The following is a 13,505-nucleotide window of genomic DNA, read 5'->3' as shown; positions in this document are numbered from 1 at the left end:
CATAATAAATGCTTTACTCCAGTCCCAATCGGTATTAGCAGCATTCATAGGAGCCATGTATAAGGTTTTCCTACCATCACCATCAGGTGTATGCCATATCCATGAATTACTTCCTGCACTCACAAAATCGAAGAATCTGGCACCACCATTTACATCAAGTTTAGCAGTTGGTGAATCTGTTCCTATCCCTACATTTCCATTTTGCAGTAATTGAAGACCTATTCCTGTTGATGTTCGAAGCTTTATTCCGCCGAACCAATTAATATCCAATCCACTAGAGCCCGACACAGGATAATGACCTAAATAATAATTAGCAGTATCCGAGTTACCATACAGCTTGTCAAACGCAATATTTTGAGAAAATAATGATCCACAGATAGCCAGACCAAGAATTGATAATGTTTTTTTCATTTCTGTTACATTTATTTTATCGAAAGGTAATAGATAAAATTAAAAAATCTATAGAATGGGATTTAATACAACAAATCTCATTCTTGTATAGAAATGGATTAGTTAATTTCAAAAAAAAATATTATTTTATTTTAGAAACTATGATTAGATCTTAAAAAGAGGAAACTAAATTTTGAAACCAGGTGATAGAAATTTCACCAAAAATTTTGTTTTATGTAAAAATAAAGCTGCAAATGAAGAAAAAATATTTATTTATAGAAATCTTCATTTTAATATTTTATATCAATTCTTAACATTTGTATTGCCAAGATATACTGTTCTGCCCCTCCTTCCTATAAACCAAGTGAAGTGATAAAATATCTCTTGAAAAAGTTGTTGTATTGTTGTAGTCAAAAAATAAAAAAAGTTCCTGATTTTCAAAGTGATTTCATCTGAACCCGAACCAGGGATATCATCTTTTGAGACAGCAAATACCTGGTATTTACTAGTATTATTCACAAAGATAAAAAAAGCCCCATCCTGCATTGGGATCGGGCTTGAAATAATTGTAAAATTCTATTATTAATCAGCTGAATACACTTAAGTTTTTAGCAATATCTTTTCCGGCATAAGGAGGAAAAACATCAAGTTCAAGATCCGGATTTCCAACAAGCATAGCTTTAGTATTGCTTAAAGCATCAAATCCTGCTTTACCATAATATTTGCCCATTCCTGAATATCCTACGCCCCCGAAAGGTAAACTGTCTATCCAGCAGTGTAAGTTCGTTTGATTGATGCAACCACCTCCAAAGGAAACCGAATTAAGGAAATAATCAATATTATCCTGATTTTTACTAAAAATATAGGCTGCCAATGATTTAGGCTTACGTTTAATAATATTGGCAATCTCTTTTAAATCTGAATACACCATTACAGGCAAAACAGGTCCGAAAACTTCCTGTTGCAATGCAGGATCTTCCCAGGTACTCGGATAAAGGACAGTGGGTTCTACATACCGCTGAGCCACATTGAAACGTCCCCCAATAACTACCTTTTCGGGAATGATATAGGATGCAACACGTTCTGTGTCATGTTCACTGATCATTCTTGCGAAATCGGGGCTTTGCTGAGGATCTTCTCCGTACATTTTGCGGATGGAAGCCTTTAGTTTTTCAATAAATTCTTCAGCAATACTTTCGTGTACATATACATATCCCGGGGCAATACACCATTGTCCCGAAATCGCATTATGCCCCCATGCGATTCTGTCTACTGCGATGTCCAAATTGGCTGTTTCATCAACGACGGTAGGATTTTGCCCTCCCAATTCTAAAATAATAGGAGTCAGATTTTCTGCAGCAGCGCGCATTACTACTTTTGCAACATTGGAACTTCCTGTAAAGAAAATAAAGTCAAAAGGTAATTGTAATAATTCTGTGATTTCTTCTCTGCCACCTGTCACTGCTGTTACAGCTTCCGGCTCAAAATATTTAGGGATAAGCTCAGCAAATAGCTGGGCTACAGTAGGAGTTGTGTTGGCTGGCTTTAAAATGACTGTATTCCCTGCTGCCAATGCTGCAATGGCAGGATCGAGCAATAACAATACCGGTGCATTGAATGGACCAATGACTAATGTTACTCCATAAGGTTCTTTATAAATAATTCCACTGTTTCCGGTTTCTTCAAGACCTTTAGGGATTTCAGTCTTCTGAGGTGTCATCAATTGTTTAAGGTTTTCCTTGTAATATTTTATCACGCCCAGTGGTACCGTAATTTCAAACAATTGCTCAAAAGGAGGTTTACCGAAGTCCTGCTCCAGGGCTTTGCAAAAAACGTCCTGGTTGTCTGTAAGAAATTTTTCCATCCTGTTAAGCTGATCCATACGCCATTCGTATGTTTTACTCTGATCATTGAAGAAAAATTCTTTTTGAGTATCAAAAATGTTTTGGTATTTGTTCATATGTATTGTGTGTTTTTTATTATAATTAACAGGCTATTCTGATAAAGCTTCAATGACCAATTGTGATGCAAGAAAACTGCTGTGCTGCTGTTGTGCAGTAATTAATCTTCCATCTCTCACTGCAAATGGTTCCAGAGGCCCGGCAACTTCAAATTTGGTATTTGGGTTTTTTCTGGCTTCTGTTTCAATCGTATAATCATTGACAGTCATTCCGAACATTGTATTGATAATATCCTCTTCACTGTCTGCAAATCCTGTCCATGTTTTACCATCTGCCAAAAGTTTTCCGTTACTGAGTGTGGTCCACAACAGTAAAGAAGTTCCATGGCAGATAAGACAGGTAATTTTTCCTGCCTCATAAAAGTCTGCAATAAGTTTGTGTAGTTTTTTATCATCTTTAAAAGTGAGTAAGGGTGCTCCTCCTCCCGCAACACAAACGGCATCATAATTATTAATATCTATTTCCTCTACAGCTTTTGAATTTTGTAATAATTTTCCAAAAATAGGATGATGACGAAAACCAATGCTAATCAAGTCGTTAGGATAAGCGCCATCCGGATTTTCAGGGTCTGAGTGGGCATCAAATTTCACTTCCCCTCCTTTTGGTGAGCATAGGTCCACATCATACCCTGCCTGTATAAAATCAAAAAAAGGACGTGTCATTTCTTCTGCAAAAAAACCGACGCTAATACCATGAAGATGAGTGGCATTAGAAACTAAGCACAGAATTCTTTTTTTAGGATATATGTGTTTTGGCTGTCTTCTGATTATATGGTCATGTTCATTCATATTATTTTTTTAGATTATTGAAGTGTTTTGTTTGTTTTTCCTTAAACAAAGTTATATAAATGAATAACTTATATATGGTGAGGTTTTCGGAACTTTAGAAAATTTAATTATTTTTTCCCGCTAATAGGAATTATAAAATCCCCTTCTTGAAAAATTAAACATTCGAAAATTGAAAATCATCTCTTGAAATAATTTTATCAGTCTAAGAGTAATATTTTATACATTTATATAAAGTATTGTTCAATAAAAATACCCCAGTAAAATGACAGAGATATTCCAGCCTGATGCTATTATTGTAGGAACCGGATTAGCGGGATTAACTGCCGCTATGGAAATAACCAATGCAGGAAAAAAAGTCCTTTTATTGGACCAGGAAACTGAAGAGAATATAGGAGGACAGGCATTCTGGTCTTTTGGAGGCCTTTTCCTGATCAATTCCCCCCAACAGCGCAGAATGGGAATTAAAGATTCTTATGAGCTGGCTTTACAGGATTGGAAAGGGACAGCAGGTTTTGACCGTAAAGAAGATTACTGGCCCCGTCAGTGGGCAGAAGCCTATCTGAAATTTGCGGCAGGTGAAAAATATAAATATATTTCCAGGTTGGGAATCAAATTGATGTTTATGGTGGGTTGGGCTGAGCGTGGTGACGGATCTGCTGCAGGACACGGAAATTCTGTACCCCGTTTCCATGTCAGTTGGGGAACAGGCACAGGGGTAATAAAGCCTTTTGTAGAAAAAGCATATCAGGCGAAAGAGAAAGGTTTGTTACAAATGAAATTCAGACACAGAGTCACTGAATTGATCCTGGAAAATGGAAAAATAAAAGGACTTAAAGGTGACATGCTGGAAAACGATACTCAGGAAAGAGGAATTGCCACCAATAGAAATATCATCTCACAATTTGAATATACTTCTCCTCATATTATTATTGCTTCGGGAGGTATTGGAGCCAATCATGAGCTGGTAAGAAAGAACTGGCCCGAAAGATTGGGTCCCGCTCCGGAAAATATGGTGTGCGGAGTTCCTGCTTATGTAGACGGAAAAATGATTGGTATTGCAGAAAATGTAGGAGCTGATGTTATCAATAAGGATAGAATGTGGCATTATACAGAAGGAATACAAAACTGGAATCCCATCTGGCCAAATCACGGAATAAGAATATTACCCGGACCTTCCTCATTGTGGTTTGATGCACAGGGAAAGCGCCTTCTCGCTCCTTTCCTGCCCGGATTTGATACATTGGGAACTTTAAAATATATCCAGGATACAGGGTTTTCTTATTCATGGTTTATTCTTACTCAAAAAATTATAAAGAAAGAATTTGCGCTTTCCGGCTCGGAACAGAACCCGGATATTACCAATAAAGACTACTCTCTCTTTTTGAGCAGAATTTTTGGCAAAAAGGCACCTGGACCTGTTGAAGCATTCAAAGAACACGGAAAAGACTTTATTGTATCAGATAATCTGGAAGACCTTGTTTCTAAAATGAATCAGCTGGCCGGAAATCATCTTTTAAAGTATGAAAAAATAAAAGCACAGATTGAAGCCCGGGACAGGGAGCTTGATAATAAATTTTCAAAAGATACACAGGTCAATTATATCCGAAATACCCGTAACTATCTGGGTGATAAGCTTGGCCGTGTGGCAGCCCCACATAAAATATTGTCTCCTGAAAATGGACCTTTAATTGCGGTACGTCTTCATATTCTTACCCGTAAAACATTGGGTGGCATTAAAACAAATCTTAACGGACAGGTTTTAAGACAGGATGAAAGCATTATTGAAGGACTGTATGCTGCCGGAGAAGTAGCAGGTTTTGGCGGTGGTGGAATGCACGGTTATCGTGCTTTGGAAGGGACATTCCTTGGGGGATGTATTTTTTCGGGAATGAAAGCCGGGAAATATATCGCCGGATTACAATAAAATCATTTGAATACAGAACTATTATGAGTACTTATTTTGACAATAAGGTTATTTGGATCACGGGAGCATCATCAGGAATTGGAGAAGCATTGACTAAGGAGCTTACCGTGAATACGAATGCAAAGATTATTCTTTCTTCCAGGAAGGAGGAACAATTATATGCTGTAGCAGAAAATGCAGGGCTTCCCCACTCCAGATATGCAGTGCTTCCTCTGGATCTAGCCAATTATAAAGATATGCCTGATATTGCAGGAAAAGCAATAGAAAAATTTGGAAAGATTGATATTCTCATTAACAATGCCGGGCTGTCTCAGCGCTCATTGGCCATGGAAACTGATATCGAGATTGATAAACACTTAATGGAAGTTGACTATCTAGGAACCGTTGCCCTTACCAAAGCGGTTGTTCCTTATATGATTAAAAACGGTGGAGGCCAGATTGCTGTAGTTTCCAGTCTCATGGGAGTATTCGGAGCTCCGATGCGAAGTGGCTATGCTGCTGCCAAACATGCTCTTCATGGCTTTTTTGATGCCCTGCGTGCAGAGTTATATGCTCAAAAAATACTTGTTACCATCATCTGTCCCGGATTTATACAAACCAATATTTCCATTCACGCGGTTACCGGTGACGGCTCCCTGCAGGGAACCATGGATGATGCTACTGAGAAAGGAATGTCTGCTGATATTTTTGCCAGAAAAATGCTCTCTGCTATAGAAAAAAAGAAAAATCAGAAAGCTATTGGAGGCAAAGAAGTATTGGGTGTTTATCTGAAAAGGTTTTTCCCTGCATTACTGGCAAAGTTCGTGCGTAATGCCAAGGTAGTATAGGTTATTTTTCATTAAAAACCTATCCCTAGCTTCCTGTGAATACCTGTAAAAATAGCTTGGATCGATTGATCCCTTTATCAGGAGAATTTATAACAAAAACAAAGCGCCATTTATATTGAGTGGTGCTTTGTCAATAATATAGGAGCTAATGAAAATCACAGGATGACCATAACGGCATAAAGTCCTGCCCAACCTTATCCATGTTCGGGAATCTGTGCATTTTCATAAATTAAGGCTTCATTTTTTAGCTCTTGCCAGAAATCAAAAGGAATATGGGCGTGCAGCGCTTCCACATTATCTTTTACCTGTTCAGATTTGCTGGCTCCGGGAATAATAGATGAAAATTCATCAGAAGCAAGTACAAAGTGAAGGGCAGCATCTATAAGACTTATATTGTACTGTGATGCTATAGCTTCCATTCGGTCCCGTTTTTCATGCATCCCTTTTGGAATCAGATCCTTATAATTATACCGTTTTCTTCCTGCAATATAACCGGAGTTATAGCCGGCTCCTGAAACCAGTTTTACCCCGGATTTTCTAACAGCAGGAAGAAGTCTGTCCACCGCATCTTCATGTTCTAAAATCGAATATTGTGTTGCGGAAAGGCAGACATCGGGATCTGCAGATTCCAGACAGTCTAAGATTGGTTCAATTGTATTGACCCCCATTCCCCAGGCTTTGATGACTCCCTGGTCCCGGAGTTCAGAAAGAACTTTAAAGGCCCCTTTTCTTGCCTGTTCCAAAAAATAGGGATAACGGTCCCCTACCTGGTCTTCAGACAAATCATGAACATAAACAATATCAATGTGATTGAGTCCTGTTCTTTGTAAACTGTCTGCAATAGACCTTTTTATAGCATCAGCTGTATAATCATGTCTGAAATCATAGTTCAGGGGATTCTTCCACATGGTTGGAGGAACTTCCGATTCCGGAACTTCATTAAAAAGCCTTCCCACTTTTGTTGAAAATATAAAATCACTTCTTTCCTTATCCTTAAGAAAGTTTCCAAACCGTCTTTCGCTCTTGGTGAGCCCATACCATGGAGAAGTATCATAATATCTGATCCCGGTGTCCCATGCAGTCTGAAGTATTTCGTAAGCCTGTTCATCCGTGATATTTTCAAAAGCTGTACCTATGGCAACCCCGCCTAAGCCCAGACGGTGTTTTCCGGTTAAAATATTTGTTTTCATATTACAATATTTGGGGTGTTGGCTATATAACCAACAAACATCGTGCAGACCTTAAGAAGAAGATAAAAATCAAGTTGATTTTGTTTTTTTTATATGTTAAATGTTTGTTATCTAAGCTCCTTTGGTCCTGTTATTGAATGAAATAAAGAACATCATTTCAATATCATTTACTATGAAAAAGCATATTCTAATCGTCGGAGGAGGATTTGCCGGCATCAATCTTATCAAATCTCTTAAAAATGACAAAAGATTCAGAATTACACTGGTAGACAAGAATAATTATCATTTTTTTCCGCCATTGATCTATCAGGTAGCTACTTCATTTATAGAAGCATCCAATATCAGCTACCCTTTCAGAAAATTATTTTCAGAGAATAAGCATGTAAAATTTCACATGGGAAGCCTGATTAAAGTAGACCCTGAAAATAAAACAATAGAAACGGAAACAGGAAATCTCAGCTATGATTATCTGGTACTGGCATTGGGAACAGAATCTAATTTTTTCGGAATGGAAAATGTACAGAAATGTGCACTGCCGATGAAAAGTATTGAAGAGGCGCTGTATCTTAGGAATCATATATTGCTGACACTGGAAGAGGCTGCCCGAAATAAGGATATAAAACAGGCTGAAAAGCTGCAGAATATTGTTATTGCAGGAGGAGGCCCTACCGGGGTAGAACTCGCTGGAATGCTGGCAGAAATGGGCCGGTATATTGCTCAAAAAGAATACCCTGAAATCAAGATAAGTCTTTCCAGTATCTATCTGATTGACGCTTTACCTACCCTTCTTTCTCCTATGAGCCAGCTGGCTCAAAAAACAGCTTATGAAAAGCTGACAGAACTGGGCGTGAAGATTCTTCTGAACGTTTCTGTAAAAGATTATGTAGATTCCCAGGTTATTTTAAGTGATGGAAAATCCATTGCAACGGAAACCCTTATCTGGACATCCGGGGTGATAGGCCGGGAAATTGACGGACTGCCTGAAGCCAGTGTAGGAAAAGGCAGACGCCTGCTGGTAGATGCCTACAATAAAGTAGAACAAACAGAAAATATATATGCTATAGGAGATATTTGTCTTATGCTTTCTGAAGAAAAATTTCCAAAAGGACATCCTCAGCTTGCGCAGGTTGCCATCCAGCAGGGGAAAAATCTGGCAGCTAATTTTAAACGGATAGAAGATGGTAAAGTTCTTGAACCTTTTTATTACAATGATAAAGGCAGTATGGCTATCATCTCAAAATATAACGCTGTAGTGGATCTTCCGAAGAATTCCTTCAACGGATTTTTAGCATGGCTTACCTGGCTTTTTATCCATATCATCCCTCTTGTAGGGTTCAGAAGTAAAATACAGCTGGCCTTAGACTGGTTCCGTTTATTTATTACCAATAATCCGTCTATCAGACTTATACTTTTTCCTAAAAGAAATACAGGAAACGGATAGCAGAACAGCTTATAAAGTATATTTCAAATCACAATTAAATCTATCATTATGAAAAATTCTAGAAAACCTCCATTTTTTGGTGAAACGGTTGTCATTACAGGAGCCTCCAGCGGAGTTGGTAAGGCTGTGGCAGAGGCATTTGCTCAGCAGGGAGCAGATCTTGTTTTAGCTGCAAGGGGTGAAGAGGGCCTTAACAAGACAGCAGAAGTATGTAGGAAGTTAGGAGCCACGGTTATTGCTGTACCCACTGATACTTCCGTAGCCGAAGAAGTGCAGCATCTGGTAGATCAGGCTCTTCAATTTAGCGGTAAGATTGATTACTGGGTGAATAATGCAGGTGTTTTGGCTTTCGGTAAATTTGAGAAGATCCCTGTGGAAGTAACGGATCAGATTGTAAAAACAAATTTGTTGGGATATATGCATTCGGCACATGCTGTGCTTCCGGTCTTTAAACGCCAGAAAAGAGGTGTTTTACTGAATAATATCTCAATCGGAGGATGGATGCCTGCTCCATATGGAACAGCATATACTGCTTCAAAATTCGGAGTTCGCGGTATGGTGGAGACCCTTCAGGGGGAAGTGTCAGACTATCCCAATATTCATATCTGTGCCTTATATCCGGGATTTCAGAAGTCATCGGGAATAGATCATGCTGCCAATTATTCAGGAATAAAACTGAGTACGCCCCCTCCTTCATTTGATCCGCGTAAGCTTGCAGATTCCATTGTAAAGGCAGCTAAGAATCCCCAGGAAGCTATATATCCAGACTGGTCTGCTATTGTATTTAAAAATATGTATGAAATATTTCCGGGGCTCATCAGGTATATTTCTTCTGCGGGAATGCGCGCGGTGATGAAGAAAGCCAATAAAGATGAGAAAGGAAGCGGAAATGTACTGGAACCTTCCAAAGGAAATACGGGAATAGATGGCAAAAAACAGATTTCTGTTTCTCCAAAAATGATAACCTATATGGGAGCCGGGGCGGTCATTATTGTTGCCGCAGGATTATTGTTTTCAGGAAAACTAAGGAAAATATAATATTCGAAGAGTTTCAGAAATTTTTAATAGTTGGGCTTTTTTATTTGATTCTTAAAGATGTAAAGGTTTGGTAAGATAATCATCAGCCCCCACCTTCAATTTTATTATCCAGTGCGTTTTTGGCAAAAATGATAATAACGCTATCCATAGACAAATGTAATTTACTCAAAATAAATAATTTACATTAAAAATTAATTTAATTAATTATCATGTATGTAAAATTATTAATTTATTTGATTTTTGTATAGAAAATAATATTTTCAATGCAAATATGTCAAAAACAATAATAAATTAACATTCTATTCATAGATTTATTATGAATATGTATTATTTTTGCTAAAATAAAAACATTTATTATGAAAAATAAATTATGTACTGCATTCTATGCAATACTGATGCTTTGTTTCACTTCCTGCACAGATTCTGAGCTCGGTTCTGCCTCTTCTTCAAATACAGAAGATACTTCAAATGCCGGTAATAGACAAACATCTATTGGAGAATATTCTTTTAGCATTATGCAATTGAATATATGGCTTGAAGGAACAAAAGTACCCAATGGTTATGATGCAATTGTTAATGAAATTGCTGCACGTGAACCGGATTTTGTCACATTATCAGAAGTTGGTACAAATACTAACTTTAATACTCGTATCCTGGCTTCTTTAAAACAGAAAGGGAAAATCTACTATTCATTCAATAGTAATGATACTACTGTTTTAAGTAAATACCCAATTAAGGAATATTCAAAGTTTAGCAGATATGATCGTATCGTAACCGAAATAATTGCTGGAAATGAAATAGCCGTTTATTCCGGGCATTTACATTATAAAAATTATGCAGCTTACTACCCAAGAGGATATGATCCTAATACTTTCACCAAATTATCTACTCCCATTACTGATCCTGTTACAATCTTACAGGAAAATGACGCATCTAATAGGCCCAGAGAAATACAGGATTTTATAACAACTTCCAAAAACGATATTGCAAGTGGCAGAACGGTAATATTAGGAGGAGATTTTAACGAGCCATCCTATCTCGATTGGACAAATGCCGCTAAAAATTTATATGACCACCGAGGAGCAGTTGTACCATGGAGTACAACTGCTACCCTTTCTAAAGCTAATTTTAAGGATAGTTATAGAGTACTATATCCAAACGAAATAGATTATCCAGGATTTACATGGCCAGCACAGGCATCATGGACTCCTAGTTCTGATGAACGTGACAGAATTGATTATATTTTCTATTATGATGATTCCAGAACAACAGTGAAAGACAGCTATATTGTAGGTCCGAAAAATACAGTTGTTAAAAATATTTCTATTCCGGAGACTTCAAAAGATAAATTTTCAGAACCTGTAGGAGCCTGGCCTACAGATCACAAAGGAGTATTGACTGTTTTTACTGCAAAGATAAAAGATACAGCTCTTCCTAAGATAACCTTGAATAACACCAGTTATAAACTGAATGAAGATATTAATATTACCTATACCAATGGTTCTACAGATCCTAAGGCCTGGATTGGTATTTACAAACAGGGAATAATTCCTGGACAAAATCCCAGTGTCAACTACTCAACTAAATGGGGATATACAAATGGACAGACCAATGGTACACTTAATTTTAAATTAAGTACTCCCGGTAATTATTTTGTAGCCTATTTTAAAGATAATGGATATAATGAAATTGCCCAAAGAGTTTATTTTACTAGTAATAATTAAATCTTCATGTATTTGAAATTTTCGTATGAATAACAAGGATGAATCAGTTTTTTTATTTTAAGCTTTTATTTTAACCTCCCTAATATGATTTCAGTCAATTTAAAATGATAGTGTATAATAAAATTCACATAGAAGGAAAAATCAAATATGTAAATCCTAAGCCTGTTATTATTTTCTAAACATTCTTAGCTTTCTATTGATTCTTAATGTCTAGATACACTATGTAACTTAAAAGAAGATGACCTTAGTGATTTTTGTAAGATATTTCATAAATTTACATTTCTGTATCAAATTGATAGCAGTATTAAAATTCTTCCCAGGTGAAAATTCACAACAAAAAAAAATACTTAAGCTTCCTTAAATTTAAAAGAGATTTCCAAAAATACGGATTAGAAAAGGCACGCAGTTATGAGCTTATTCTGCATTGGCTGAACAACAGATTGAGCAGGAATCAGTTTCTTGTACTTTCCGGAATCCTTGTAGGATGTACTGCCGGTCTTGCAGGCGTCATTCTGAAAACTTTAGTACACGATATCCATAATTTCATCACCACTAAAGTTCATTTCGAATATCAGATATTATTTTATATAGTCTTTCCTTTTTTAGGAATTGTATTGACGACAATGATTGTTCTTACTTTGTTTAAAGGGCAGGACCGGAAAGGAATTGGCGCTATTCTTTATGAAATTGCCCAAAACTCCAGTATTGTGGCCTCTGTAAAAATGTATTCACAGGTAATACAGAGTGCTATTACTGTTGGGCTGGGAGGTTCTGCAGGACTGGAGAGCCCTATAGCTGTTACCGGAGCCGCCATCGGTTCCAACTATGCCCAGACCTACAGACTCAGCTATAAAGAGCGTACTTTATTGCTGGCTGCCGGTGCTACGGCAGGGATTGCCTCTGCATTCAATGCTCCTATTGCAGGAATCATGTTTGCCTTTGAAATTCTTCTGACCGGTGTAGTTTTTACAGACTTTATCCCTCTGGTTGTTGCTGCAGTCTGTGGAAGCCTTTTATCAAGAATTTTACTGCAGGAAGATGTTCTCTTCAGATTTTATACCAGAGAGCCTTTCAACTATAAAAATGTACCTTATTACTTTATTTTGGGAATTGTAACCGGATTATATGCCCGCTATTTTGTAATTATTTCTCAAAAAGTAGAACATTTTATAAAAGGTCTTCAGCTTTCAAGAATGCGTAAGGCCATGTTTGGAGGAGCTGTCCTTTCACTGTTGTGTGTGCTGTTTCCTCCTCTGTTTGGAGAGGGATATGAGACAGTAAAAGCTTTTACCAATGGAAATACGTATTCTATTATTGAAAACAGTTTTTTCAGATATTTTGAGATCGGTGAGTGGACTATTATTATATTTCTGGTTCTGGTATTGCTTTTAAAAGCTTTTGCAACCTCCTTTACGATCTTCAGTGGCGGAAATGGTGGAAATTTTGCTCCATCCCTTTTTGCTGGGGGTACTTTAGGTTATTTATTTGCCCTGGTCTGTCAGCATATCGGATTTACAGATGTACCGGTAACCAACCTTGTCCTTGTAGGAATGGCAGGAGCTATGAGTGGTGTATTATATGCTCCGCTTACTGCTATATTTCTGATTGCAGAATCCAGTTTTGGATACGATCTGTTTATTCCACTGATGATTGCTTCTGTAATATCTTATCTTATTGCCAAATGGTTTTCTCCTATTTCTCCGGAATTAAAATCTCTTGCCGATGAAGGTAAAATATTCACAAATAAGCATGATAAAAACCTTCTTTTTGCATTGAAAACAGATGATTTTATTGATAAATACTCACAGACCATCAATGAGAATGCATCTATCACAAATTTGTTTGAACTGGTAAAAAACGGAGATAAAAATATCTTTGCCGTAGTAGATGATCAGCGAAAACTGAAAGGAATTCTTACATTAGATGATATAAGACCCTATCTTTTTAACAAAGAAATTGATCCTTCCCAACTGATTGTCCAGGTAATGAAAGCGCCGCCAGCTATACTCCACCGTGAAAATAAACCGCTGGAAATTCTTCAGATCTTTGATGATACAGGAGTATGGAATCTTCCGGTAGTCAGCGGGAATAATGACTTTATCGGGTTTATATCAAAATCTTCAATTCTGATGAGCTACAGACAATTATTAAAAGAATATTCTGACTAACAGATACTATTTAACACTACAAATTTCAGCTGCTTATACTATCTACTGATATTA

At 37.2% G+C, this 13,505-nt stretch carries 9 protein-coding genes and 1 pseudogene; 6 read left to right on the top strand and 4 right to left on the bottom strand.

Annotation, left to right across the window (positions count from 1 at the left end; translation table 11 throughout):
* The 3 genes and pseudogenes from MP478_RS09980 to MP478_RS09970 all read right to left on the bottom strand — a co-directional run.
* A pseudogene (locus MP478_RS09980) lies at nucleotides 1–411 on the bottom strand (hypothetical protein); the annotation flags it as partial.
* Nucleotides 412–976: 565 nt separating this feature from the next.
* Nucleotides 977–2,350: an aldehyde dehydrogenase family protein gene (locus MP478_RS09975; protein WP_257200372.1), complete on the bottom strand. Its 1,374-nt coding sequence runs from the start codon at nucleotides 2,348–2,350 to the stop codon at nucleotides 977–979.
* A gap of 33 nt (nucleotides 2,351–2,383) precedes the next feature.
* Entirely contained in the window at nucleotides 2,384–3,139 is a 756-nt protein-coding gene (locus MP478_RS09970) for a type 1 glutamine amidotransferase domain-containing protein (protein ID WP_230039207.1), read from the bottom strand.
* Between the two features lie 262 nt (nucleotides 3,140–3,401).
* Here MP478_RS09970 and MP478_RS09965 point away from each other — a divergent pair, with 262 nt between their 5' ends.
* Both MP478_RS09965 and MP478_RS09960 read left to right on the top strand, forming a co-directional pair.
* The gene (locus tag MP478_RS09965; protein WP_257200371.1) at nucleotides 3,402–5,063 is read left to right on the top strand and encodes an FAD-binding dehydrogenase; all 1,662 of its coding nucleotides are present in this window, start codon (nucleotides 3,402–3,404) and stop codon (nucleotides 5,061–5,063) included.
* A 23-nt stretch (nucleotides 5,064–5,086) separates the two neighbouring features.
* Nucleotides 5,087–5,890 carry an SDR family oxidoreductase gene (locus MP478_RS09960; protein ID WP_257200370.1) on the top strand — a complete coding sequence of 268 codons (804 nt, stop codon included), beginning with the start codon at nucleotides 5,087–5,089 and terminating at the stop codon, nucleotides 5,888–5,890.
* 194 nt (nucleotides 5,891–6,084) lie between these two features.
* On the opposite strand, the gene MP478_RS09955 is transcribed toward MP478_RS09960, so the two are convergent.
* Complete coding sequence (locus tag MP478_RS09955; RefSeq protein ID WP_257200369.1) at nucleotides 6,085–7,080, bottom strand: aldo/keto reductase; 996 nt, start codon at nucleotides 7,078–7,080, stop codon at nucleotides 6,085–6,087.
* Between the two features lie 172 nt (nucleotides 7,081–7,252).
* On the opposite strand from MP478_RS09955, the gene MP478_RS09950 reads away from it, so the two are divergent.
* The 4 genes from MP478_RS09950 to MP478_RS09935 all read left to right on the top strand — a co-directional run bounded on the left by MP478_RS09950 (nucleotide 7,253) and on the right by MP478_RS09935 (nucleotide 13,451).
* Nucleotides 7,253–8,521 carry an NAD(P)/FAD-dependent oxidoreductase gene (locus tag MP478_RS09950; protein WP_230039221.1) on the top strand — a complete coding sequence of 423 codons (1,269 nt, stop codon included), beginning with the start codon at nucleotides 7,253–7,255 and terminating at the stop codon, nucleotides 8,519–8,521.
* 48 nt (nucleotides 8,522–8,569) lie between these two features.
* Nucleotides 8,570–9,559: an SDR family oxidoreductase gene (locus MP478_RS09945; RefSeq protein WP_257200368.1), complete on the top strand. Its 990-nt coding sequence runs from the start codon at nucleotides 8,570–8,572 to the stop codon at nucleotides 9,557–9,559.
* Nucleotides 9,560–9,915: 356 nt separating this feature from the next.
* Nucleotides 9,916–11,283 carry an endonuclease/exonuclease/phosphatase family protein gene (locus tag MP478_RS09940; RefSeq protein WP_257200367.1) on the top strand — a complete coding sequence of 456 codons (1,368 nt, stop codon included), beginning with the start codon at nucleotides 9,916–9,918 and terminating at the stop codon, nucleotides 11,281–11,283.
* Between the two features lie 320 nt (nucleotides 11,284–11,603).
* Nucleotides 11,604–13,451 (top strand): chloride channel protein, encoded by a 1,848-nt coding sequence (locus MP478_RS09935; RefSeq protein WP_230039227.1) that lies wholly within the window; start codon nucleotides 11,604–11,606, stop codon nucleotides 13,449–13,451.
* Nucleotides 13,452–13,505 lie beyond the last annotated feature (54 nt).

This window comes from Chryseobacterium sp. WG14 (assembly GCF_024586945.1).
In the GTDB taxonomy this organism is placed as follows: Bacteria; Bacteroidota; Bacteroidia; order Flavobacteriales; family Weeksellaceae; genus Chryseobacterium.
This window is presented reverse-complemented; position numbering and strand designations above follow the sequence as displayed.